General features: G+C 63.9%; 20 protein-coding genes. 9 read left to right on the top strand and 11 right to left on the bottom strand.

Translation table 11 applies throughout. The features are described 5' to 3' along the window. Positions 1-48 precede the first annotated feature (48 nt). The 4 genes from ABIE32_RS09455 (at position 49) to ABIE32_RS09440 (ending at position 4,449) form a co-directional block, all read left to right on the top strand. Complete coding sequence (locus ABIE32_RS09455) at positions 49-1,350, top strand: amidase (protein ID WP_429015488.1); 1,302 nt, start codon at positions 49-51, stop codon at positions 1,348-1,350. A gap of 86 nt (positions 1,351-1,436) precedes the next feature. Further along, positions 1,437-1,862 carry a peptidoglycan recognition protein family protein gene (locus tag ABIE32_RS09450; RefSeq protein WP_429015486.1) on the top strand — a complete coding sequence of 142 codons (426 nt, stop codon included), beginning with the start codon at positions 1,437-1,439 and terminating at the stop codon, positions 1,860-1,862. 394 nt (positions 1,863-2,256) lie between these two features. Then, complete coding sequence (locus ABIE32_RS09445; protein WP_184704167.1) at positions 2,257-3,246, top strand: tripartite tricarboxylate transporter substrate-binding protein; 990 nt, start codon at positions 2,257-2,259, stop codon at positions 3,244-3,246. 210 nt (positions 3,247-3,456) lie between these two features. Continuing rightward, on the top strand, positions 3,457-4,449 hold the full coding sequence (locus tag ABIE32_RS09440) for a Bug family tripartite tricarboxylate transporter substrate binding protein (RefSeq protein ID WP_429015483.1): 993 nt from the start codon (positions 3,457-3,459) through the stop codon (positions 4,447-4,449). Between the two features lie 66 nt (positions 4,450-4,515). Here the strand turns inward: ABIE32_RS09440 and ABIE32_RS09435 are convergent, their stop codons facing one another. Together ABIE32_RS09435 and ABIE32_RS09430 are read right to left on the bottom strand one after the other, a co-directional pair. Beyond that, the gene (locus tag ABIE32_RS09435) at positions 4,516-4,848 is read right to left on the bottom strand and encodes a DUF1840 domain-containing protein (RefSeq protein ID WP_429015481.1); all 333 of its coding nucleotides are present in this window, start codon (positions 4,846-4,848) and stop codon (positions 4,516-4,518) included. A 98-nt stretch (positions 4,849-4,946) separates the two neighbouring features. Then, positions 4,947-6,212 carry a class I SAM-dependent methyltransferase gene (locus ABIE32_RS09430; RefSeq protein WP_429015479.1) on the bottom strand — a complete coding sequence of 422 codons (1,266 nt, stop codon included), beginning with the start codon at positions 6,210-6,212 and terminating at the stop codon, positions 4,947-4,949. 73 nt (positions 6,213-6,285) lie between these two features. Here ABIE32_RS09430 and ABIE32_RS09425 point away from each other — a divergent pair, with 73 nt between their 5' ends. After that, positions 6,286-6,846 (top strand): hypothetical protein, encoded by a 561-nt coding sequence (locus tag ABIE32_RS09425; RefSeq protein WP_429015478.1) that lies wholly within the window; start codon positions 6,286-6,288, stop codon positions 6,844-6,846. A gap of 38 nt (positions 6,847-6,884) precedes the next feature. Here ABIE32_RS09425 and ABIE32_RS09420 read toward each other — a convergent pair whose 3' ends face one another. Next, positions 6,885-7,982: a M14 family metallopeptidase gene (locus ABIE32_RS09420; RefSeq protein ID WP_429015475.1), complete on the bottom strand. Its 1,098-nt coding sequence runs from the start codon at positions 7,980-7,982 to the stop codon at positions 6,885-6,887. Positions 7,983-8,211: 229 nt separating this feature from the next. Then, positions 8,212-10,278 carry a molybdopterin-containing oxidoreductase family protein gene (locus tag ABIE32_RS09415; RefSeq protein WP_429015472.1) on the bottom strand — a complete coding sequence of 689 codons (2,067 nt, stop codon included), beginning with the start codon at positions 10,276-10,278 and terminating at the stop codon, positions 8,212-8,214. A 357-nt stretch (positions 10,279-10,635) separates the two neighbouring features. Here ABIE32_RS09415 and ABIE32_RS09410 point away from each other — a divergent pair, with 357 nt between their 5' ends. Next, positions 10,636-11,841 carry a M20 aminoacylase family protein gene (locus ABIE32_RS09410; RefSeq protein ID WP_429015470.1) on the top strand — a complete coding sequence of 402 codons (1,206 nt, stop codon included), beginning with the start codon at positions 10,636-10,638 and terminating at the stop codon, positions 11,839-11,841. A 94-nt stretch (positions 11,842-11,935) separates the two neighbouring features. Here ABIE32_RS09410 and ABIE32_RS09405 read toward each other — a convergent pair whose 3' ends face one another. The 6 genes from ABIE32_RS09405 to ABIE32_RS09380 form a co-directional block, all read right to left on the bottom strand. Then, on the bottom strand, positions 11,936-12,646 hold the full coding sequence (locus ABIE32_RS09405; RefSeq protein WP_429015468.1) for a haloacid dehalogenase type II: 711 nt from the start codon (positions 12,644-12,646) through the stop codon (positions 11,936-11,938). Positions 12,647-12,856: 210 nt separating this feature from the next. Then, positions 12,857-13,828, bottom strand: coding sequence for a Bug family tripartite tricarboxylate transporter substrate binding protein (locus tag ABIE32_RS09400; RefSeq protein ID WP_429015465.1), 972 nt, complete (start codon positions 13,826-13,828; stop codon positions 12,857-12,859). A 67-nt stretch (positions 13,829-13,895) separates the two neighbouring features. After that, entirely contained in the window at positions 13,896-15,215 is a 1,320-nt protein-coding gene (gene fahA, locus ABIE32_RS09395; RefSeq protein ID WP_429015463.1) for a fumarylacetoacetase, read from the bottom strand. Positions 15,216-15,372: 157 nt separating this feature from the next. Next, complete coding sequence (gene hmgA, locus ABIE32_RS09390; protein WP_429015462.1) at positions 15,373-16,701, bottom strand: homogentisate 1,2-dioxygenase; 1,329 nt, start codon at positions 16,699-16,701, stop codon at positions 15,373-15,375. Between the two features lie 28 nt (positions 16,702-16,729). Further along, positions 16,730-16,942 (bottom strand): hypothetical protein, encoded by a 213-nt coding sequence (locus ABIE32_RS09385; protein WP_429015459.1) that lies wholly within the window; start codon positions 16,940-16,942, stop codon positions 16,730-16,732. 33 nt (positions 16,943-16,975) lie between these two features. After that, positions 16,976-18,718, bottom strand: coding sequence for an FAD-dependent monooxygenase (locus tag ABIE32_RS09380; RefSeq protein WP_429015458.1), 1,743 nt, complete (start codon positions 18,716-18,718; stop codon positions 16,976-16,978). A 314-nt stretch (positions 18,719-19,032) separates the two neighbouring features. Here ABIE32_RS09380 and ABIE32_RS09375 point away from each other — a divergent pair, with 314 nt between their 5' ends. Beyond that, positions 19,033-19,497 carry a MarR family winged helix-turn-helix transcriptional regulator gene (locus ABIE32_RS09375; protein ID WP_224150494.1) on the top strand — a complete coding sequence of 155 codons (465 nt, stop codon included), beginning with the start codon at positions 19,033-19,035 and terminating at the stop codon, positions 19,495-19,497. A 209-nt stretch (positions 19,498-19,706) separates the two neighbouring features. Here the strand turns inward: ABIE32_RS09375 and ABIE32_RS09370 are convergent, their stop codons facing one another. Next, positions 19,707-20,789 carry a fumarylacetoacetate hydrolase family protein gene (locus tag ABIE32_RS09370; RefSeq protein ID WP_429015456.1) on the bottom strand — a complete coding sequence of 361 codons (1,083 nt, stop codon included), beginning with the start codon at positions 20,787-20,789 and terminating at the stop codon, positions 19,707-19,709. Between the two features lie 144 nt (positions 20,790-20,933). On the opposite strand from ABIE32_RS09370, the gene ABIE32_RS09365 reads away from it, so the two are divergent. Both ABIE32_RS09365 and ABIE32_RS09360 read left to right on the top strand, forming a co-directional pair. Continuing rightward, positions 20,934-21,743, top strand: coding sequence for an IclR family transcriptional regulator (locus tag ABIE32_RS09365; protein WP_429015718.1), 810 nt, complete (start codon positions 20,934-20,936; stop codon positions 21,741-21,743). A 48-nt stretch (positions 21,744-21,791) separates the two neighbouring features. Beyond that, the gene (locus tag ABIE32_RS09360) at positions 21,792-23,024 is read left to right on the top strand and encodes a DUF3108 domain-containing protein (RefSeq protein ID WP_429015453.1); all 1,233 of its coding nucleotides are present in this window, start codon (positions 21,792-21,794) and stop codon (positions 23,022-23,024) included. Positions 23,025-23,072 lie beyond the last annotated feature (48 nt).

The raw sequence follows: 23,072 nt of genomic DNA, 5'->3' as shown, positions 1-23,072 counted from the left end.
CATTTTTTGGGTACGATGGCGCAGGTACCAATGCCCGCTTACCTTGCCATGCCCACATCCACCCAACGCCTTGATCACACCCTGCACGCGCTCAAAGCGCTGGGCGATGAGGGCCATCGCATCTTCACCCAGATCTACGCCGATGCTGCCCGGGAGGCCGCGCAGGCCGCCGAGGCGCGGGCTGCGCGCGGCCTGTCTCTGGGGCCGCTTGATGGCAAGCTCGTCTCGCTGAAGGACCTTCTGGATGTTGCGGGCGAGGTGACCACCGCAGGCGCCGCCATGCGGCGCAGCAGCGCCCCCGCCACGCGCGATGCCCCGGTGGTGCAGCGGTTGCGTGCAGCAGGCGCCGTCATCGTTGGCAAGACCAACATGACAGAGTTCGCGTTTTCCGGCGTGGGCATCAACCCGCACTTTGGTACGCCGGGCAACGCGCAGGATGCCACGCGCATTCCAGGCGGGTCGTCATCGGGCGCAGGGGTCAGCGTGGGGCGCGGTCTGGTCGATATCGCCATTGGTTCGGACACGGGCGGCTCGGTACGCATTCCGGCGGCCTTCAACGGCACGGTGGGCTTCAAGCCCACCCAGGCGCGGGTATCGCGCGAGGGCGCATTTCCGCTGTCCTTCACACTCGATAGCCTGGGGCCGCTGGCGCGCAGCGTGGCCGATTGCGCTGTTGCCGATGCCGTGATGGCGGGCGATGCGCCCACCCCCTTGCCCACGCGCAGCGTGCGCGGCCTGCGCATTGGCCTGCCCCAAGGCCTGCCATGGGAGCAGTGCAGCGCCGAGGTTCTACAAAAAACAGAGCAGGCTATCGAATCACTGCAGGCGCAAGGGGCCGTTTTCACCAAGCTGCCCTGGCAAGCCATGATGGCGGCTCCCGGACAGTTGCAGAGCGAGGGCACCCTCATCGCCGCCGAGGCGGCGGCCATCCACCACGATGCGCTCATCCATCAGCGCGAAGCCTTTGACCCGCGCGTGCTCTCGCGCATGGACAAGGGCCGCAGCCTGATGGCACCGTACTACGTGAATCTGCTGCAGCAGCGCCTACGGCTGCAGGCACAGATGGATGCCGCCATGCAGGATGTGGACTTGCTCCTGCTGCCCACCATCGCCATCACCGCGCCACGCATCGCCGACCTGCTGGAAGACGACGACGCGTTCTTTGCCGCCAATGGCCTGATTCTGCGCAACACCTCGATCTTCAATTTCTACGACCTGCCCGCCCTCTCGCTGCCCGCACCGCGTGCGGCTACCGAACTGCCCGTGGGCATCATGCTTGTGGGCCAGCGCATGCAGGACCGCCAGTTACTTGCCATGGCTGCCGCCATTGAGCAATCGCTGCAAAAATAAGAGCATCTGGCGCTTTATCTGCAGACCTTCAACCACATTTTTCCGAAAATTCCATGGGCCGCGCAAGCATAGAGTGGACTGCCGAGATGATCGCCCAACTGGGCACCGACAAGGACGCGGTACTGGCCGAGCGCTGGGGCACCACGGCAAAGACCGTCAACCTCAAGCGCAACAGCCTGGGCATTGCCGCCTTTGGCCACGTGGCGTGGACGCAGGCCATGCTGGACGCGTTGGGCCGCAGCACCGATGCCGAGCTGGCCGCGCGCTGGGGCATCAGCAAGGCCAGCGTGGTGGCCAAACGCGGGGCACTGGGCATTGCCCCGCTGGATGCCAGCCGGGGCAAGGAGACGCAGCAGCCCTGGACCGACGCCGAGATCGTGCAACTGGGTACGGCCCCCGATGCGCAGCTGGCCTTGCAACTGGGACGCTCGGCCGCCGCCGTGCGCAACGCGCGTATGGCACGCGGCATTGCAGCCAGCCGCCCGGGCAAACCACCCATCGAAAAGCGCTGAAAAGCGTCTGGCACCCCCGTGCTTTTGCGCAAAAAGGCCTGACGGAAAGCAAAAATTCGTCATTCCGGCACCTGAAGTGCCATGCATATTGCACCGGGATTCAGACGCTTTGACTATCAAATTTCATAGCAAATTGCGCGCACAGCCATTGCGCAAACAACCAATTTGGCTTGAAGTCATGCGGCGCCTCTGGCCTCAAACCTGGCCAAAAACTTCGGAAAAACAAGGGTTTACCTTAGGAAAATCCGTCCTCCGGTGTCGTTAGGATGGCACTCTTTTATCGCCAAGCTGACCCAGGACAAGGCCAGCTCCCGCATCAGCAGCAGGGGCCGCCATCACCAATAACAGGGGACATGAAAGGCTTCACCTTTTATACAGAGAAAGACAAGAGACTATGAAAACCATGGCGCAATGGAGTGTGGTGGCGCTGGCCGCCTTTGCGGCAGCAGGCGCACATGCCGATGCTTCCTACCCCAACAAACCCGTCACCATCGTGGTGCCGTTCACGGCAGGCGGCCCGACCGACCGCGTGGCGCGCGATCTGGCAGAGTCGCTGCGCAAGCCCCTGGGCAACAACGTCACCATCGTGATCGACAATGCCGACGGCGCAGGCTCGACCATCGGCATGGCCAAGGCAGCACGCGCCAAGCCTGACGGCTACACCCTGCTGCTCAACCACATCGGCGTTGCCACGGCCCCCATCCTGTACCGCAAGCTGTCGTTCGATGTGATGAAGGATTTTGAATACCTGGGCATCATCAACGACGTGCCGATGACCCTGATCGGCAAGCCCACCCTGGCGCCCAACAACTACAAGGAACTGGCTGCTTTCATCAACAAGGAAAAGGACAAGGTCAACCTCGCCAATGCAGGTATTGGTTCGGCCTCGCACCTGTGCGGCCTGCTGCTGCAAAGCACCTTGAAGGTGCCGATGACGCCCGTGCCGTACAAGGGCGCTGCTCCGGCGATTGCTGACCTGATGGGCAACCAGGTGGATGTGCTGTGCGACCAGACCACCAACACCACCGGCCAGATCGAGGGCAAGAAGGTCAAGGCCTATGCCGTGACCACCAGCAAGCGCCTCACCACCCCATCGCTCAAGGACCTGCCCACGCTGCAGGAAGAGGGCCTCAAGGGTTTTGAAGTGACCATCTGGCACGGCCTGTACGCCCCCAAGGGCACGCCCGCCGACATCCTGAAGAAGGTCAACGACGCCCTGAAGGTGGCCCTGAAGGACCCTGAGTTCATCAAGAAATCAGAAGGCCTGAGCGCCGTGGTCGCCAATGACAACCGCGTCACGCCTGAGGGCCACAAGGCCTTCGTCCAGGCCGAAATCGCCAAGTGGACGCCCGTCATCAAGGCGGCAGGCACCTTTGCCGAGTAACTTGGCAAATGCTCATGCATTGACAGCTGAACGCGCTTGCCATGCAGGCGCCACCAGCACTTTCAGCCAAAAGAAAAGACTGCTGCTGCAGTCTTTTTTTGTTGCCGCAAGGCACGGCTCCTGCACGGCAGCCGCCCTCCCCGTGTGCCCCGCACCTGAGGCATCCGATTTTCCCCACTGCATCCATCAACCGATAACGACTTCCAGGAGATGCCCATGACCCTGCCCTCCCTCACCCGCCGCCAATGGCTTGCCGCCAGCGGTGCGCTGGCCCTGCCCGGCCTGCCCGCGTTTGCCCATGCAGCCGACTGGCCGAGCAGGCCGATCCGCTTTGTGGTGCCGTTCGCTCCGGGCGGCAGCTCCGAGATCGTGGCCCGCTCCACGGCGGCAGAACTCGCCAAGACCATGGGCCAGAACGTGTTCGTGGAAAACAAGCCAGGGGCTGCAGGCAATATCGCCATGCAGGAAGTGGCGCGCTCCGACGACCAGCACACCGTCATCCTGGGCCACATCGGCACCCTGGCCGTCAATCCCTATATCTTCGACAAGCTGCCCTACGACCCGAACAAGGACTTCCGGCCCGTGAGTCTGCTTGCCAAGGTGCCCAGCCTGTACGTCGTGCACCCCGACCTGCCGGTCAAGAACCTGCAGGACCTGATCAAACTCGCCAAGAGCAAGCCGGGCAAGCTGAGTTACGGCTCGGCTGGCAATGGCAGCGCCGGGCACCTGGCGTTCGAGTACCTGAAGATGACGGCCGGCATCTTCATGCTGCACGTGCCCTACAAAGGCACGGGCCCCATGATGACCGACCTGCTCTCCGGCCGGCTCGATGCCGCATCGGTGGGCGCGGCGGCGCTGCTGCCGTTTATCAAATCGGGCAAGGTGCGCTGCATCGCCACCGGCTCGACCCAGCGCCTGCCTCAGTTGCCCGATGTGCCCACCGTGGCCGAACAGGGGTTTCCCGGCTTCGAGATGACGCAGTGGTACGGCATGCTGGCCCCGGCATCGATGGCCAAAGCCCACGTGGACACCCTGGCCGCCGAATGCGCCAAGGCCGTCAAGGCGCCCGACTCGGTCAAGCGGCTGCAGGGCGACGCGGCGGAGCCCATAGGCGACACGCCGCAGCAGTTTGCCCAGTTCATCGCCAAGGAGCAGACGCGCTGGCAAAAGGTGCTCAAGCACGCGCAGGTCAAGCCCGATTGAGGGCCTGAGGCCATGAAAAAAGCGACTGCCATGCAGTCGCTTTTTGTGGAGGCGTGGATGACAGGCCTAGTGACCCCAGACCACATCGGCGCCTTCGGCCTCGCTGCGCTGCAGCATGACGATGAAGGGCACGGCGCGCTGCTTGAGGCCCACGGTGGCCTTGACGTCATCGCCATCTTCGTCTTCCGCATTCTTGTCCGCTGGTTCGGCAGGCTGCTTGCTGCGCTCGTCTTCGGCGGCAACAGCGGCCTGCAAGGCCCCGATGGCAGCGGGAATCTGCGCCGCGGTGATGATGCCTGCGGGCGATGCCTCTTTGCCGATGATCTTCAGGATTTTTTGCGCATCCGCTTCCAGCATGATCATGTCGGCCGTGGCACGCGATACAAATTTATAGACCAAATTCTTCTCCTTCGAACGTGTTCACGATCTTTCGTGAGGGTGTGTGCAGACCGCCCGAGTCCGCGTCCACACTCCGCGAGGAGATCGTAAACACGTTGTTAACGGTACATGTAGTCCCGGGTGAATGGGTAATGCGATTGTGCACCACGGATGCTACCAGTGGTCATGGAGCCGTCCGGCACGGTGGCCAGCATCTGGTGCAAGGCCGTCCAGCCGCGCTCGAAACCGGTGGCACAACCCGCCAGATAGAGGCGGTAGGCGCGCAGCGTCTTGGCCGCCTGTTCGGGATTGCTCTTTTGCGAGAGTACTCGCAGCGCAGTCTCCAGCTGCGCCTCCAACGCATCGGACCAGGCCCACAGCGTCTTGGCATAGTGCGGGCGGAGGTTGTCGATGTCCACCATCTCCCAGCCAGCATTGGCCATTTCATGCTGCACCACACTCACATGCAGCAGCTCGCCACCAGGGAAGATGTATCTCTCGATGAATTCGCCCATGCCCGCGCCCAGCTGTTCATTGTCGGTGCCACCGGCGGTGATGCCATGGTTCATCAGCAGGCCGCCGGGTTTGATCAGACTCTTGAGGGTGGCAAAGTATTCATGCATATGGGCCCGGCCCACATGCTCGAACATGCCGACCGAGGCAATCTTGTCAAAGGGTTCGACAGTCTTGAGCTGGCGGTAATCCATCAGCAGCATCTGCACACGGTCCTGCAGGCCCTTCTGGGCAATCAACTGCTGGACATAGGCATGCTGGTTCTTGGAAAGGGTGATGCCCGTGCCCTGAATGCCGTAGTGCTCCGCCGCCCACAGCAGCAGGCCGCCCCAGCCTGCGCCCACATCCAGAAAGCGCTCGCCCGCCTGCAAGCGCAGTTTGCGGCAGATCAGATCAAGCTTGGCCTCCTGGGCCTGCGCCACGTTGAAATCAGGCTGCGCGTAATACGCACACGAGTAGACACGGCGCGGATCCAGCCACAGCGCATAGAACTCGTCGGAGACGTCGTAATGGAACTGGATCTGCTCCGAATCCTTCGTCAGCGTGTGCAAGGCGGCCGAGCGCGAGCGCGCCAGCAGGCGGCTCCACCATGTGGAGCGTGCCGCGACCGGGTCCGTCGGCATCAGTGCCACTGCTGCCGCCATGGCATCGCGCATGCTGCCGTCGATCTCGACGTCGCCTTCGACGATATAGGAGCCTACGATCCCGATATCGCCAGACGCCAGCGCCGCGAGCGATTTGGCACTGCGGCAGTGCAGGCGCAACTGGGCCTCATGGGGGTTGGCGATCCATTCGCCTGAAGGAAGAGCAATGGCGACTGCCACGGGAAGGCCCGACAGCTTCGCCTCCAATTGGGACTGCAGCATGTTCATGGCACCCCATTTTGGTGAGCAAACATGTCCCGTCAATGGCATTTGTCTGACATTGCCGCGCTACATTGCAGCCATGGCCTCATCCACACCCCCATCCAACGATCTGCTGGCGCTTTGCATGGCGCAATGGCCCGGGCGCGACTGGGCCTGGCTGGACATCGGCAGCGATCAGAGCACCGTTGCGCGCCAGCAAAGTACCGGCCCCCTTGTCCATGCGTTGCCCATCGGCAGCACCAGCCTGGCGGGGCGCTGCCTGCGCCACAACCCGCCCGATGATGCCGATGTGGAAGCGGCGATTGCCACTGTGGAAGATACGGTGATGCCCCTGGTACGCATGTGGCCCGCACCATCAGCGCAGACCAGCCTGCTGTGTACCGCGCCTGAGATGGCGTCACTGCTCCAGCAACTGGCCGTGCCCTCCGATGTCACCGAGGCAACAGCAGTGTTGCTTTTGTACCCCACTGACGCGGTGGAGGACTGGTTTAACCGTTACGCAGATACGGTCATGGGAGGGCCGCTGCGCGGCCTGGCGCTGAGCCAGGGGCAGATTGCCGTGCTCATCATGGTGCGCGAATGCCTGCACCACTGGGGCATGCAGACCCTGGCGGTGCTGCGTGGCCCCCACCACGGTTGAAGCCCCCCGATCAGGCCGCCAGTTAGTCAGGCAATCAATCAGGCAGACAGGCCGTCCACCGCCTGGAACATCGCCTGCCGTGCCTGGCTCACGATCTGGCCCATCCAGGCATCGCGCTCGTCATAGAACGCCGCCCGCATCTGCTGGTGAATGGCAGCTCGTTGCGCGCTCGGTGCATCAGGGTGGTTGTGCACCCAGTGGTCGGCGCGGATGGCGCCCGTGGTCTCCAGCACCGGCACGGTGCCGTATTCCAGCGCAATTCCGGTGAACTCGGCCTGCGGGCATTCCTGCACCGCACTGTTCCACAACAGGCCCGTGAGAGGCGGCGAGGAGGAGCTGCCATCGTCCAGCGACGTGACGGGCGTGGCGCCGCCCCCATCCCACCAGTGGCGTGCCCGCGCCAGCATCTGCGCATCGTTCGGCCCGGTGAAGATGCGCTCGCCATAGCCATTGGGGCCCAGGCCGGTGTGGATGTCGATCCAGGCCAGCCGGCGTACCTGGCCACCATGCTTGCGCAGCACCTGGCGGATGGTGCGATTGCTCCAGGTGGGGGCCTGGCCACCAAAGAAGACGCCTGTGGGATGCTGGTACTGGCCCTGGCCGACAGCGCCTTGCCAGGCACGCTGGCCGCGCTCGGCAATATAGCGGTCAATCGCCTGCTGCACATCGGGCGTCGGCGGCCATTTCGCGGGCAGGATCAGGTCCTGCACCTCGTCATAGGCTGGGTTGGTTGGCAAGGGCTGGTTGAAGTCGATGAAGTTGCGGTTCAGGTCGACGTTCTCATGCGTCACCCGGCGGCCGTACGAGAAGCCGTGCGGATTGAGTGCATGCACATAGAGCACAGCTACACCGACATTGCGCGCCTTTTGCAGCCATTCCTCGTCGTGCAATGCATGCACCTGCACGCCACTGCCGCAATAGCCTTCAATGCCATGGCAGGCGCTGCTGACGATGAGCAGCCTGTCGGCATCCAGCGCGCCGTCGCGTGCCACATCCATGGCCAGGGTTTCGTCTTCGGCGCCGTCTTCAGGGTGATTGTGCGATTCGACCTGCAGCCCCGCCAGCACGGCGGCCTCCAGAAACTTGACGCGCGCCTTCGCATAGCTGGTTGAAAACGCGTCACGGATTCCGATCATGTCTGTCCCCTGTTGGTTGTGGTTTGGGAAATGGCGTCCAGCGCTCTTCAGTGGGCTCCGAAACGCCTGGGGCCCGAGATGCATCCCTGTTGCTCGGTCAGCCCCTATAAAAAAGAGAGCAACTGGCGCTTATTGATATTGAATTTCAATGCTTTTTTCATCAAGAATCAATGACAGAGCACGCAGCCAGCTATGCTTTTTGAAGAAAATAACTCCTTGGCGGGCTGCCTCAAGCAGCAGACAGACGCTCCACTTGCACCGCGCAGTCATAGAAGGATGGCGCGCGCCCCATGTCGGTGAGCTGCTGGTGCGTCAGCTCGTTCACGTTGGTGCCATTGGCTCCGTCCTTGCGCCACCAGACGCCCAAGCCCACCACCACACCCGGCCGCGCCCGGCCGTTGATGCTGGCATGGCATACATGGGTGCCGCGCGCATTGAACACACGCACCGCATCGCCATCGGCAATCTGGCGCGCGGCGGCATCCTGGGCATGCATCTCCAGCGTGGGGCGGCCTTCGGCCTGGCGCAGCTTCTGCACATTCACGAAGGTCGAATTCATGAAGTTGCGCGCTGGCGGCGAGATCATGGCCAGGGGGTGCGCTGCGGTCGGTGGTTCGTAGTTGGGCACATAGTCAGGGAGCGGGCTGGCACCCAGCTTTTCCAGTGCACTGCTGAAGAATTCGCACTTGCCCGATGCGGTGGCATAGCCGCCATTGGCAAAGGGAGCATCGGGCAGGTTCTGCACGGCAAAGCCCTGCGCCAGCAAGGTGTCGAAATCCACACAGTTGGCATCCATGGCCGCGCGGCACAGGTCTTCGTCGCTGGTGCGAAAGTGCTCGGCAGCAAACGCCGCGTCGTGCTGCGCCATGTGCGCAGCCAGATCGCGGAAGATCTGCGCATTGCTGCGCGCCTGCCCCAGCGGCGCAATGGCTGGCCGGTTCAGCAGCACATCGGTATGGCCATAGGTGGTGTGGATATCCCAGTGCTCCAGCTGCGTGGTGGCGGGCAGCACATAGTCGGCATGGTCTGCGGTGTCGGTCATGAAATGCTCCAGCACCACGGTGAACAGATCCTCGCGCGCAAAGCCTTTTGCCACCTTGGCCGATTCGGGTGCGACGGCCACCGGGTTGCTGTTGTAGCAGACGAGCGCCTCCACCCGGGGGCCAAAACCGGCTCCGCCTGGGTGCAAAAGCGCATCGCCAATCGTGCTCATGTTGATGGTGCGCGGGCGGCGCGCGCCCAGCAATTGCGGCATCTGCAGATCGGCGCGGCGCGCGGGCGAGGTGGACGATGTGGACAGCAGCAGACCGCCCGCCCGGTGGCGCCATGCCCCCACCAGCGCTGGCAGGCAGGCCACGGCACGCACGGCGTTACCACCACCGTGCGCGCGCTGCATGCCATAGTTCAGGCGGATGGCGGCTGGCTTGGTGGTGGCGTAATCGCGCGCCAGGTTGCGAATCTCTTCCACCGTGATGCCGCACACCGCAGCGGCACGCTCGGGCGGCCATTCCAGCGCCCGGGCCCGGAGCGCATCCCAGCCCAGGGTGTGCTGGGCGATGTAGTCGTGGTCCAGCCAATCGTGCACGATCACCTCATGCATCAGAGCGAGCGCCAGCGCCGCGTCGGTTCCGGGCAGGATCTGGATGTGCTCGTGGCATTTCTCGGCGGTTTCCGATTTGCGCGGGTCGATGCAGATGAGCTTGGCACCGTTGCGCTTGGCCTCCTGCGCATAGCGCCAGAAATGCAGGTTGCTGGTGATGCTGTTGCTGCCCCAGATCAGGATCAGCTGGCTCTCGGCGAAAAACTGCACGCGCATGCCCAGCTTGCCGCCATAGGTGTGCAGCAGCGCTTCGCTGCCCGCACTCGCGCAGATGGTGCGGTCCAGCAGGCTGGCGCCCAGCTGGTGGAAAAAGCGCCGGTCCATGCTTTCGGCCTGCACAAAGCCCATGGTGCCCGCGTAGCTGTACGGCAGAATGGCCTGCGGGTCGCGCGCGGCAATCGCGTGCAGTCGGGCCGCAATGTCCGAAAGCGCCTCGTCCCAGCCCACCGGCTCGAACCGGCCACTCCCCTTGGGCCCCACGCGCTTGAGCGGCTGCAGCACACGGCCCTCGTGGTAAGTGCGCTCGGTGTACTTGCTCACCTTGGCGCACAGCACGCCGCCGGTCTGCGGGTGCTGCGGATTGCCGTTGACCTTGGTGGCCACGCCATCCACCACCGTGGTGATCAGCGAGCAGGTGTCGGGACAATCATGCGGACAGGCGCCGATGACGGATGAAGAGGCAGGAGGCGTGTTCATGGTGGCGGGCTTGTATTCGTGATGGATCGGCAGGCGATCTGCCCGCACATCGTAGCGCGGGATCGACGCGCATGTGCCACCGCTGCTGCAAAGGCGACATTCCATTGCCCCATCATCTGCGCACGACGAGCGAAGCCGCCAGGGTAATCAGGTGATCCAGAAATGGAAGCAGAAGTGCCAAAGGTGACACCTGGAGCCCCTCTCAAGGGTTATTCCCAGGCCATTTGGCACCAGCGGTCATCCGCTTTGCTGCACCATAGAAGGCTTGGCGCTCCAGCGTCAGTTTTGCTATCAAAATTCAAGTGACCATTGGCGACAGACGCGCGCCAGCGCTTGTTTCACCAGGACATACCCGCTATGAAGCTGATTGACTCCATCGTGGCCGAAGCGGCCAGCATTGCCCAGATCCGCAAAGACATCCACGCCCACCCCGAGCTGTGCTTTGAAGAAGTGCGCACCGCTGATCTAGTGGCAGCCAAGCTCACCGAGTGGGGTATTCCCATTGACCGCGGCATGGGGACGACCGGCGTGGTCGGCATCGTGCACGGCAAGGATGGCGGCAAGAGCGGCTATGCCGTGGGCCTGCGTGCCGACATGGACGCGCTGCCCATGCAGGAGAACAACACCTTTGACCATGCCAGCCGACACCAGGGCAAGATGCACGCCTGCGGCCACGACGGCCACACCGCGATGCTGCTGGCTGCTGCCAAGCATTTCGCCAAGCACCGCGATTTCGAAGGCACCGTGTACCTGATCTTCCAGCCAGCCGAAGAAGGAGGCGGCGGTGCGCGCGAGATGATCAAGGACGGCCTGTTCGAGAAATTCCCCATGCAGGCCGTGTTCGGCATGCACAACTGGCCCGGCATGGCCGCCGGCCAGATGGCCGTGAGCCCGGGCCCGGTCATGGCGTCGAGCAATGACTTCAAGATCACCATCACCGGCAAGGGTGGCCACGGCGCCATGCCGCACATGGGCAACGACCCCGTTCCCATCGCCTGCCAGATCGTCACCGCGTTCCAGAACATCATCACCCGCAACAAGAAGCCGCTGGACACCGGCGTGATCTCGGTCACCATGATCCATGGCGGCGAAGCCAACAACGTGATCCCCAACAGCGTGGAGCTGCAGGGCACCGTGCGCGCCTTCACCGTGGAGGTGCTGGACCTGATCGAATCGCGCATGCGCCAGATTGCCGAAGGCTGCTGCGCAATGAACAACGCCAAGTGCGATTTCTACTTCAACCGCAACTACCCGGCCACCGTCAACACCCCGGACGAAGCCGCATTTGCCCGCCAGGTGATGGTGGACATCATCGGTGAAGACCGCGTGAATGTGCAGGAGCCCACCATGGGTGCGGAGGATTTCTCCTTCATGCTGCAGGCCAAGCCCGGTGCCTACTGCTTCATCGCCAATGGCGAGGGTGACCACCGCGCCATCGGCCACGGTGGCGGCCCCTGCACCCTGCACAACCCCAGCTACGATTTCAACGACGACCTGATTCCCCTGGGCGCCACCTACTGGGTACAACTGGCCACCAAATGGCTGGCGCAGAGCAAGAAGTAAGCCGCTCCCGCATCACAACCACAGCGCCTGCGGGCGCTGTTTTTGCATCTTCGGGTGCAGTGCGGCGCGGTGAGGCCCAGGGCCCCACCCCTTCTCAGCAGCCCAGGCGATCTGCCAGATCGAGAAAGTCGCGGCAATGGTAGGTATTGCCGGACCTGGGCGAGACGTCCTTGGGGCGCGCCGCCCCAAACTCCAGCGGGCGCTCGACATAGGCCGTCTGCAGGCCGCAGGCGCGCGCACCGGCCAGATCGCTGTGGTGGGCGGCCACCAGCATCACCGCCTCGGGCGGAAGCTCAAACACATCGGCCACGCCAAGATAGGCGCCAGGATCAGGCTTGTAGGCCTTGAAGACCTCGGTCGACAGCACGCAATCCCAGGGAAGACCGGCATTCTTGGCCATGTGGGTGAGCAGCGCGATATTGCCGTTGGACAGTGGCGTGATGACAAAGCGTTTCTTGAGCCGCTGCAGGCCCGCCACGGCATCCGGCCAGGGCGAGAGACGGTGCCAGACACGGTTGAGCGCCACGCGCTCGGCCTCGGGCATATGACCCAGGCCAAACTCCGGCAGGATGCTGTCCAGAATGCGGCGGTGCAGTGCGTCAATGCGCATCCAGCCCAGGGTACCGTTGCGCACCTGCTCCATCGCAGGTCTGTAGCCTTCGCGCCACGCCAAGGCAAAGGCATTGCCATCGACCTGTGGATAACGCTGCGCCATCTCGCGCAGGATGGAGCCGTGCCAATCGACGACCGTGCCGAACACATCGAACGCCAGCACCTGGGGAGTTGGGAGAACTGCAGCTTCCATCGCCATTCCTTGTAAAAGAATCGATGGATACAGCATGCAGCAAAAGGAAACACCGTCCTATCGCCCTGGTGTCTGGACGCCTTCGAACGTTTATTGCGCACAAAAAAAGCGCGATGTCTATGACATCGCGCTTGGTGACTCAACTTTTTCAACCAATGGAATGGTTAACCTACTGGCGAATCTATTTTATCGCATTTGTTCACTTTTTACTCAATCGAGTTGAATATTGTTGCTTTTGATCACAGGCCCAAGCTTGGCGCGCTCTGCGGCAAGGAATTTGTCCATGTCGGCGCTGTTTGAAGGCGTCACCTCCAGGCCCATCTCTTCCAGTCGCTTGGTCACGGCAGGCTCCTTCAAGGTAGCTTGTAGTTGCTTACTCAACAGTTCGGTACGGTCTGTGGGTGTCGCCTTGGGGACAACCACTCCCTGCCAGGCGTAGGCTTCATAGCCCTTGACGCCCTGCTCGTCCAGCGTCGGAATGTCGGGAAAGACCTTGGAGCGCTTGGGCGTGGCTATGCCAATGGCCCGCAGCTTGCCCGCCTGAATGTTCTGGTACCCGGTGACCGAATCGACAAACATGAACGGCACCTGGCCACCCATCACGTCCTGCACGGCCGGTGCCGCACCCTTGTAGGGCACATGCACCAGGTTCAGGTGGGCACGCTCGCGGAAGATTTCAGTCGCCAGATGGTGGGGCGAACCCGCGCCGGGCGTGGCGTAGCTCACGCCGCCGCTCTGCGCCTTGGCCCAGGCCTCGAACTCCTGCAGGTTCTTGACTGGCAGCTTGGGGTTGACAACCAGGATCATCGGAAAGCGCACCAGCAGGCCGACCGAGGAGAAATCCTTCTCGGCGCTGTAGCTGAGCTTCTTGTACAGGTACGGGTTGGCCGCCAGGGTGCCGGTGTCGCCCGTCAGCACGGTGTAGCCATCGGGCTTGGCGCGCGCGGCGTAGTCGGCACCGATGTTGGTGGCAGCCCCGGGCTTGTTGATGATGATGATGGACTGGCCCAGGGCCTTGGCCATGGGCTCTGCCACCACGCGGGCCACCACATCCGAGCCGCCACCGGCGGCATAGGGCACCACCCATTCAATCGGGTGGTCAGGATAGGCGGCAAAGCTGACGGCAGGCAGCGCAACGGCAGCCACGGCCACGGCGTGGCGCAGAGAAAAACGCAAGGACATGAGGTGTCTCCTTATTGTGATGAAAACAGGCTGAAGCGCCCACCATTCAGACGCCATTAGCTATTATTTAGATAGTACGTGCGGGCAGCAAGGTGCCTTCGCACTCGCCAAAGCCGATGCGTGCGGCGCCCGGCTTTTCGCACCAGCCGCGCAGCACGATGGAGTCGCCGTCTTCCAGCCAGGTGCGGGTCTCGCCATTGGGCAGGCTGATGGGGTTCTTGCCGCCGGTGGTCAGCTCGATCAGGGCGGCCGCCTGGTCCAGCGAGGGGCCGGAGAGGGTGCCGGTGCCCAGCAGGTCGCCGGGTTGCAGGTTGCAGCCGCCCACCGTATGGTGCGCCACCATCTGCGCCACGGTCCAGTAGGCGTGGCGGTAGTTGGTGCTGGTGATCTGCACGGGCTTGTCGCCCGCCGCGCGCATCTGGCCAGTCTGCAGATCGACGGCCAGGTGGATGTCGAGCGCCCCCGCCTCGCGGTTGTGCGCGCTGTCAAGGTAGGGCAGCGGCTGCGGATCGCCTTCGGGGCGGACAAAGGCCGTGCGGTAAGGCGCCAGCGCCTCCATCGTCACGATCCAGGGCGAGATGTGCGAAGCAAAGTTCTTGGCCAGGAACGGGCCCAGCGGCTGGTATTCCCAGGGCTGGATGTCGCGCGCCGACCAGTCGTTGAGCAGGCACAGGCCGAACACATGGTCTTCGGCTTCAGTGATGGTCACCGGATCGCCCAGTGCATTGCTGGTGCCGATGAACACGCCCAGCTCCAGCTCAATGTCCATGCGTGCGCTGGCCTTGACGGTGGGTTGCGCCGCGTCGGGGGCCTTGGTCTGGCCGACCGGGCGCTTGAAGGGCTGGCCCGAGACCACGATGCTCGACGAGCGGCCATGGTAGCCAATCGGAATCCACTGGTAGTTGGGCAGCAGCGGATTGTCCGGGCGGAACTGTTTGCCGATGTTGGTGGCGTGGTGGATGGAGGTGTAGAAGTCGGTGTAGTCGCCAATGCGCGCGGGCAGGCCGAATTCGGCCTCTGCCTGCGGCACCAGGCACGCCTGCCACACGCCTTGCTGGGCAGCGCCTGTGCGCAGGCCGCGCGAGAGCGCCAGGCGCAGTGCGCTCCAGACCTGCGGGCCCAGGTCCATCAGCGCGTTCAGCTGCGTCTGCGCGCCCGCTTCGGCCGCCTGCTGGGCCTCGCCCTGCAGGGCGCCGAGCGCTGCCAGCGCCTTCAGGTCCAGGATCTGGTCGCCGATCGCCACGCCGCAGCGCAGGGCTTCGCTGCTGCCTTTGCGCTTGAAGCTGGCAAACGGCAGGTTCTGGATCGGGAAATCGCAGCCCGCCACATTGGCGCTGGCCACCCAGCTTTGCAGGGAAGGGTCGTGGGTTTCGTTCAGCATGCTCATGCTTTGTCTCTTTCAGATAAAAACAACTGCCAGCGCTCTGTCATCAAGCGCCGGCAGCTATCAATTTTGATTGATGATTGCCACAGTTCCAACGCAGACAAGGCGTTTTGTCAGGCCAGGAGCCTGTTGTACACCGTTGTCTGCGCGAGTGCTGTGATTATTTGCCTTGCGGCTGGAAGTGCTTTTTCAGGCCCTGCCAGCAGCGGTAGTACTCGTGCTGGAGTTGCACGGTGTCCAGCGCGTACCGGGTCGGCTGGATGACAGCGGGCGTCTCGAACATGAAGGCCATGGTATCGGTGATGTAGTGCGCCTTGGTGGTATCGGCACGGCTGGCTTTTTCAAACGTGTCGGCATCGGGCCCGTGGCCGCTCATGCAGTTGTGCAGCGACGCGCCACCGGGCACAAAGCCTTCGGCCTTGGCATCGTAGGCGCCTTCGATCAAGCCCATGAATTCGCTCGCAAAATTGCGGTGGAACCAGGGTGGACGGAAGGTGTCCTGCATGGCCAGCACGCGCGGTGGGAAGATGACAAAATCGAGCGAATCGACACCAGCCAGCGCCGTGGGCGACTGCAGCACCAGGAAGATCGACGGATCGGGATGGTCGTAGCTGATGGAGCCGATGGTGTTGAAGCGGCGCAGGTCGTACTTGTAGGGTGCGTAGTTGCCATGCCAGGCTACCACGTCAAGGGGCGAGTGGCCGATGCGCGCCGTCCAGAAGTGTCCGCGCAGCTTGGCCACCAGCTCGAAATCGCCCCCCTTGTCTTCATAGGCGGCCACCGGCGTCTGGAAGTCGCGCGGGTTGGCGAGCCCATTGGAGCCGATCACGCCCAGGTCGGGGAGCTTGAGCAGCTCGCCATAGTTCTCGCACACGTAACCGCGCGCCGTGCCGTCGGGCAGGTGCACGGCAAAGCGCACGCCGCGCGGCACCACGCAGATTTCCTGCGGCTCGACATTCAGCACGCCCAGCTCGGTGGCAATGGTGAGACGCCCTTGCTGGGGCACGATCAGCAGTTCGCCGTCGGCGTTGTAGAAGTAGCGCCCTTCCATGCTGCGGTTGGCCGCGTACAGGTGGATGCCACAGGCCGCATTGCCCGCCATGCTGACCATGCCTTCGATGAAGTCGCGCGGCTCGGCGGGCATGGGCAGCGGATCCCAGCGCAGCTGGTTCGGCGGCGTCGGCACTTCGTCGAAGCCGCCATTGACATGGCTTTTCCACAGCGGCAGCTGCATGGCAGCAAACGGCTCATGCATAGCGCCGGGGCGGATGCGGTAGAGCCAGCTGCGGCGATTGCTGTGGCGCGGCGCGGTAAAGGCCGTGCCCGACAGCTGCTCGGCATACAGACCCAAAGGCGCCACCTGCGGCGAGTTGCGCCCCACGGGCAGGGCACCGGCAATCGCTTCGGTGGCCCATTCGTTGGCAAAGCCGGTCATGTAATGACGGGTGTCGTGCGGCTGGTCAGCGCCGCTGGCCTGTGGGTCGGTCATGGTGATGTCTCCTTGGGTGAAAAAAGCGCTATGCGGCCTGCGCAGGCGCCATGTCCTCGGCCGCCTGCGCAATCAGCGTCTGCACCGCAGCGGCGTCGCCGATACGGTGCATCGCCAACAGCGCAAAGCGGGCCATGAATAAGGGGGCTTGGGCCTCACCCAGCGCCGTCATCTGGCGGCAAAACTGGGTGTAGGCGGCGTCGAGTTCGGTGTCGGTCAAACGGGGGGCGGTGTTGTTCATGCTGCAGTCCTTGGCTGTTGTGTGGGCGGGCGATCAGGCCAGCGCCTTGTCGATGGCGTGGCGCACGGCGGCGGCCACATCGGCCGGCGCGTGCCGGCCTCCTTGCCAGCGGCCCAGCACATGGCCATCGGGTCGCAGCATGTACACCGCGCCGGGCTGCGCGCCATACATGGCAGCAAGCTGCCCCTTCGCGTCAACCACCGCAGCTGCGCCGCCGGGCGCTTCATCCACCGCGCCCACCACTGGCAGCACTGCTGTGGGAATGTCCTTGTCAAGCAGCGCATCGGCCTGCAGTTGCAGGGCCTGCAGCAGCGCGGGCTGCGGTGCAAACGCCAACAGCGTGAAGCGGTTTCGCACCACATCGGTCACATGGCTTGCCCGCATTTGCGGCCCATCTGCAGACGTGGACGGCTCCACCAGCTGCACCGGGCATTCGAGCAGCGGCGCCCCCGCGATGGGGCCTGCGCCAAACAGCGCACCATCATCCTGCGCGTTCAGCGGCGAGCGCAGGTAGGTGATGGCCGATGTCTGGCGCGGGTTGATGAGGCTGGCGAGCTGCGGGTGGGCCACCGCCAGGCTCAGCACGGCGCGGCGCATCAAATCAAAGGCAAACGACGGCGGCGCCATGAACTCGGTGCTCTTGGTGCCGTAGCTCAGGTTCTCGTGCGTGGCGTAGACGCGCTCGTCGCTGTAGCTGTCCAGCAGGCCTTCGCCTGCCCTGCCCTGGATGACATAGGCCAGCTTCCAGGCCAGGTTGTCGGCATCGTCGATGCCGGAATTGGCGCCGCGCACGCCGAAGATGGGCACCAGGTGCGCCGCATCACCCGCCAGCAGCACGCGTTGGTGGCGGTAGCGGTCAAGCGTAAGCGCATTGGCCTTGTAGATGCCGGTCCAGATCGGGTTCCAGGGCGCGGTTTCGCCCATCATGGCCAGCAGGCTCTGCACGCGCGGCAGCACGTTCTCGGGCAGGATGGCGGCTTCCGGGTCTTCGCCGTCCTGCAGCTGGTAATCGATGCGCCAGACGTTGCCCGGCTGCTTGTGCACCAGCACGGTGGAGCCGCGGTTGCAGTCCGGGTCGAAATAGGCCAGGCGCTCGGTGGGCCGACTGCTTTCCATCTGGATGTCGACGATGACGTAGCGCCCTTCGTAGCTGGTGCCCTGGAGCTTGAGGCCCAGCGCATCGCGCACAAAGCTGCGGCCACCATCGGCTGCCACCACCCAGTCGGCGTCCATGGCGTAGTCGCCTCTGGGCGTGCTCACCTGCAGGCGCGCGCCGTCATCGCGGCTGTCGATGCCGGCAAGCCGACTCTGCCAGCGGATCTCGATCAGGTCGGAGCGCTTTTCGCAAGCATCCAGCAGGAACTGCTCGATGCTGTACTGCGCCAGGTTCACCATGGGCGGCAGCTTCTGGTTGGCATCCTGCGGCATCCGAAAGTGCAGCACCTCCTGATCACGGTAGTAGCTGCGCCCGCCGGTCCACGGCAGGCCTTCGGCCAGAAAGCCGGGCAGCGCGCCCAGGCGCTCCACGATCTCCAGGCTGCGGCGCGAAATGCAGATGGCGCGGCTGCCGAAGCACACCGAATCATCGGCCTCCAGCACGACCACGGGCACCCCGTGGTTGGCCAGGCCCAGCGCCGTGCAGTAGCCGACCGGGCCGCCGCCCACCACCACTACCGGGCGGCGTTGCGGATCGCGGTCATCGTGCAGCGGCGGCAGGCTCGCGCCGTAGGTGCGCGCGGCGAAAGGATAAGGAACAAATTCGTAAGCAGCAGACATCACAACCTCGTGCAAAAGCTGGTGCTGCTGAAAAAAGGTCCGCACTGCGGCCACGCTGCACCAGGTCCATAAGACGGTGCGTGCAGCGCAGGGGATGGATAATTTGTTGCACGCGCAACAATTATCAAAGATGACGCAAATCCATCGCCATGGGTTTTCCCTAGGCTAGGGAAAGCACTAGATGCGGGCGCAACATTGACTCTTCCGAAAAGCGGGCGGGCGTGACATAGTCGCGATACTTGTTTTTCTCCCCGGCTTTTATTGGCACCAGAACGGGCAGTTGCCGCTCTGCGTGCGCAAGCTGGGGATACTTTTTGACCAAAGGAATTGTGGTGAACACGCCGCTGGATCGTACCTACACCCATCGCCTGCACGCGCTGGCCAAGATCACCGACCGCGCCACGCAACAGGCGTACGAGGAAGATGTCGGCATTCCCATCAGCGAAGGCCGATGTCTGGCGGCCATTGGTGCGTTCCATCCGCTGTCGGTCAACGACCTGGCGATGCGCGCCAATCTGAACAAGGCGCAGGCCAGCCGCTCCACACAGGCCCTGGTGGACCAGGGCATGGTGCTCAAGCAGGCCAGCGAGGTGGATGGCCGGGGTGTGGTGCTGACGCTGACGCCCAAGGGCCAGGAGCAGTGGGTCAAGGTGATGGAGGTGGTGGCGCGCCGTAACCAGGAGATTCTGGCCGGGCTCACAACCGACGAGCAGGCACAGCTCGATGTGCTGCTCGACCGCTTGCTGCAACACGCCCGCAAGACCAGCCTGCCCGAATAAGGGATATGCCGGGCCGCCAGCCATGGGCGGCATGGGTGCACCCGCTTCCACGCGCCGAAGAAGATTTGAGCCCCTCTGACCACAAGCGCTCATCTGGCAAGCGCCAGAAGCTATAACTTCAATAGCAAACTTCAAGCCAATCGCTGCATGCTCCGGGCCTTGCGTGCAACTGGCACGCAAACGTCCATGGGCCGCATGCAGCGCAGGCATCAGGCGGCCTCTCCGGTATCTTCGGAGGACTGCACCGCCGCTGCTTCGGCCTCGCGCTGGGCATCTTCGCGGGCTTCGTGCAGTGCTGCCACCGTCTGGTCAATGGCGCCAAACACGCTGTGGCCGTCCTTGCCCTTCATGTCGATGCGTACGCTGTCGCCAAACTGCATGAACTCGGTGGTCGATTTCCCGTTCTGGATCATTTCCATGCTGCGCTTTTCGGCAATACAGCCATAGCCCTTGGGCCAGTCCATGCGGCCATGCTTTTCCACGCCCGGGTTGCTGATGGTGCCACTGCCCAACACCGTGCCCGCCCGCAGATTGCGCGTCTTGGCGACATGGGCCATCAGCTGGCCAAAGTGGAAGATCATGTCCGGCCCCGCCTCGCACATGCCAACCTTGCGGCCATTCCAGCTGGTCTGCAAAGTCAGGTGGACGCGGCCGCCGCGCCATGCATCGCCCAGTTCGTCGGGGGTGACCGCCACCGGGCTGAATGCGGTAGCGGGCTTGCTCTGCACAAAGCCAAAGCCCTTGGAGAGCTCCGCAGGAATGAGGTTGCGCAGGCTCACATCGTTGGCCAGCATCAACAGGCGCACCTCATCGAGTGCATCCTCGGGGCTGGTACCCATGGCCACATCACCGGTGATGACGGCGATCTCTGCCTCGAAATCGATGCCCATGGCTTCGCTGGCCACCACGATATCGTCGCAGGGGCCGAGAAAATCGTCGCTGCCGCCCTGGTAGATCAGCGGATCGGTCTTGAACGAGGCGGGCACCTCCGCGCCACGCGCCTGGCGTACCAGTTCCACATGGTTGAGGTAGGCCGAGCCATCGAGCCACTGGTAGGCGCGGGGCAGCGGCGCCATGCACTGCGCAGGGTTGAAATCGAATGGATGGCGCCCGCGGTCGGCATTGAGCGCGTCATACAGATCCTGCAGTTGCGGCGCGTAGAAGGCCCAGTCGTCCAGCACCTGCTGCAGGCGGTGGGCAATGCCAGTGGCGTAATGGGCGGTGCGCAGGTCGCGCGACACCACGACCAATTGGCCATCACGCGATCCATCTTTGTAGGTTGCAAGCTTCATGCTGGGTTTCCGCAGTCAAACATGCCTCTATCGTGCCAGACCTTGTCAGCCTGACCACAGAGCCTGTGCCACACCATTGAATTACGATTAGTGAAATTGATTCCTTTATTTAGAATACCGTAAACTGCCGCAATGGACAACCCTCTGGACAAAGACCGCGCTGGTATCCAATCAGTGGAGGTCGGCTTTGCGCTGCTGCAGGCGCTCATCGATGCGCCCGGCCCGTTGGCTCTCAAGGACCTGGCTGCCGCAGCCGGCATGCCCGCTGCCAAGGCGCACCGCTACCTTGTCAGCTACCAGCGCAGCGGTCTGGTCCGGCAGGATGCGGCCACCAGCCGCTACGACCTGGGCCCGATGGCCTTGCAGCTGGGCTTGGCTGCGCTGCGCCGCACCGACGCGGTGCGCCTGGCGCGCGAGCGCATGCCCGACTGGATCGACGCACTGGGCCATACCGTGGCCCTGGCCGTGTGGGGCAACCATGGCGCGACCGTGGTGCATTGGGAAGAGCCTCCGCATGGCACCACCGGCCACTTGCGCCTGGGTGATGTGATGCCGCTGCTCTCATCTGCAACAGGGCGCTGCTTTGGTGCATGGCTGCCCGCCGGGCGCATTGCGCAGCAACTGCAGATGGAGCTGGAACAGGCCCGCAACGCCCGGCGCCAGGACCTGCCGCATACCGCAGACGCAGCCGCCCAGCTGTTTGCCGATGTACGCGCCCACGGTGTTGCACGCGTGGTCGACACCCTGCTGCCCAGTGTGGTTGCACTGTGCGCCCCGGTGTTTGATGCGCGCGGCCAGTTGGTGCTCGCCATCACCACCCTGGGCACCGTTGCCACCTTCGACCCCAGCTTTGGCGGCGCGATGGACCAGCGCCTGCAGGCGATCGCGCAGCAGCTGTCGCACGACCTGGGCCACCGCGTGGCTGGCGATGCCACAGGCTTTACCCCCGGTTGACCGCACGGCCCATCGCCAGCGCTACACTGGCAGTCTTCCCGATCCGCCATGCGCCAACGCCCGTTGATTCTGCTGACTGCCGCCGTTCTGGCCGCCCATGTGGCGCTGCTGGCAGGCCCGGGCATGCAGGAAATATGGCGCACCGCGCGCATCACCGGCAGCAGCCCGCAAGAGCTGCGGTTTGAAACCCGCCAGATCGCGCCAGAGCCCCCGGCCCCGCCAGCGCCCGAGACACCGCGCACCACTGCTGCGCCCGCCGCCCCCAAGCCCGCCAAACCCAAGCCACCGCCACCGAAGGCGCTGCCTCAGAAGGCACCGCCTGAGCAGGCGCCCGACAGTCTTGCCGTCCTCGGCCCCACCCCACAGGTCCCCAAGCCCCGAACCACGGCACTGGATGGCCTGCTGTCCGGCGACGGGCCCGGCGATTCTGCCGCCGGCGTGCAGGGCGATACCGCCACCACCGCATCCGATGCACAAAGCTCATCTGACGCGGGCCAGCCTGCGGCTTCGGCAGGTGGAGAAAGCAGCAGCACTGGCGATGGAGAAGCTCCCGCCAGCGCCAAAAGCAGCGATGAGCCGCCAGCCCCCGTCGGCATAGGCAGCCCGGGCTACAGCGGCCCGATGCCGCCGGTGCGTGTACCGCCCTCGGCCCATCTGGAATTCGAGGCCAAGGGCTCGGCCAAGGGCTTTCAGTATTCGGCCAAGGCGCAGCTCAGCTTCAAGACCGATGGCCTCACCTACCAGGCCAGGCAAGAGGTCTCGGCCTTTCTGGTGGGCAGCCGCTCGCAGACCAGCACAGGCCGCATCACGCCGCATGGCCTCTCGCCGCAGCGCTTTGGCGACAAGGCCCGCAGCGAACGGGCTGCACACGTCGATGTGGACAAAGGCCAGATCACCTACAGCGGCAACGACGAGCCCCAGGCCGCCAGCGCCGGCGTGCAGGACCGGCTCTCCATCTTTCTGCAACTGTCCAGCATGATCGCGGCGGGCCCCGAGCGCTACCCGCCGGGCACCCTCATCCACATCAATGTGACCAGCGCACGCACCACCGACGTCTGGACCTTCGCCGTCGACGGCCCCGAAACGCTGGAGCTGCCCGCCGGCAGCCGCCAGACCATCCGCCTCACCCGTCAACCGCGCAAGCGCTACGACCAGGTGGCCCACCTGTGGATCGACCCGGCCATGCAGTACCTGCCCGTGCGCATCCGCATCTCCCAGGCCAATGGCGACTTTGCCGATCTGCAGCTGCAGTCGGCCACGGTTGAGAAGGCATCGCCTTAGCACGTGTTGATACGAGAGGAAAAGGCGCTCGGGGACGTAAAGCTGCGG

It is taken from the genome of Comamonas sp. 4034 (assembly GCF_050434545.1).
Classification (GTDB): Bacteria; Pseudomonadota; Gammaproteobacteria; order Burkholderiales; family Burkholderiaceae_C; genus Comamonas; species Comamonas odontotermitis.
The sequence above is the reverse complement of the archived record's forward strand: the minus strand, read 5'-3'. Positions and strand labels throughout refer to the sequence as shown.

What these genes read in the sequence shown, in the direction of transcription:
- ABIE32_RS09455 (WP_429015488.1), top strand. Translation starts at nt 49, where the DNA reads ATGCCCACATCCACCCAACGCCTTGATCACACCCTGCACGCGCTCAAA.
- ABIE32_RS09450 (WP_429015486.1), top strand. Translation starts at nt 1,437, where the DNA reads ATGATCGCCCAACTGGGCACCGACAAGGACGCGGTACTGGCCGAGCGC.
- ABIE32_RS09445 (WP_184704167.1), top strand. Translation starts at nt 2,257, where the DNA reads ATGAAAACCATGGCGCAATGGAGTGTGGTGGCGCTGGCCGCCTTTGCG.
- ABIE32_RS09440 (WP_429015483.1), top strand. Translation starts at nt 3,457, where the DNA reads ATGCCCATGACCCTGCCCTCCCTCACCCGCCGCCAATGGCTTGCCGCC.
- ABIE32_RS09430 (WP_429015479.1), bottom strand. Translation starts at nt 6,212, where the DNA reads ATGAACATGCTGCAGTCCCAATTGGAGGCGAAGCTGTCGGGCCTTCCC.
- ABIE32_RS09425 (WP_429015478.1), top strand. Translation starts at nt 6,286, where the DNA reads ATGGCCTCATCCACACCCCCATCCAACGATCTGCTGGCGCTTTGCATG.
- ABIE32_RS09420 (WP_429015475.1), bottom strand. Translation starts at nt 7,982, where the DNA reads ATGATCGGAATCCGTGACGCGTTTTCAACCAGCTATGCGAAGGCGCGC.
- ABIE32_RS09415 (WP_429015472.1), bottom strand. Translation starts at nt 10,278, where the DNA reads ATGAACACGCCTCCTGCCTCTTCATCCGTCATCGGCGCCTGTCCGCAT.
- ABIE32_RS09410 (WP_429015470.1), top strand. Translation starts at nt 10,636, where the DNA reads ATGAAGCTGATTGACTCCATCGTGGCCGAAGCGGCCAGCATTGCCCAG.
- ABIE32_RS09405 (WP_429015468.1), bottom strand. Translation starts at nt 12,646, where the DNA reads ATGGAAGCTGCAGTTCTCCCAACTCCCCAGGTGCTGGCGTTCGATGTG.
- ABIE32_RS09400 (WP_429015465.1), bottom strand. Translation starts at nt 13,828, where the DNA reads ATGTCCTTGCGTTTTTCTCTGCGCCACGCCGTGGCCGTGGCTGCCGTT.
- fahA (WP_429015463.1), bottom strand. Translation starts at nt 15,215, where the DNA reads ATGAGCATGCTGAACGAAACCCACGACCCTTCCCTGCAAAGCTGGGTG.
- hmgA (WP_429015462.1), bottom strand. Translation starts at nt 16,701, where the DNA reads ATGACCGACCCACAGGCCAGCGGCGCTGACCAGCCGCACGACACCCGT.
- ABIE32_RS09385 (WP_429015459.1), bottom strand. Translation starts at nt 16,942, where the DNA reads ATGAACAACACCGCCCCCCGTTTGACCGACACCGAACTCGACGCCGCC.
- ABIE32_RS09380 (WP_429015458.1), bottom strand. Translation starts at nt 18,718, where the DNA reads ATGTCTGCTGCTTACGAATTTGTTCCTTATCCTTTCGCCGCGCGCACC.
- ABIE32_RS09370 (WP_429015456.1), bottom strand. Translation starts at nt 20,789, where the DNA reads ATGAAGCTTGCAACCTACAAAGATGGATCGCGTGATGGCCAATTGGTC.
- ABIE32_RS09360 (WP_429015453.1), top strand. Translation starts at nt 21,792, where the DNA reads ATGCGCCAACGCCCGTTGATTCTGCTGACTGCCGCCGTTCTGGCCGCC.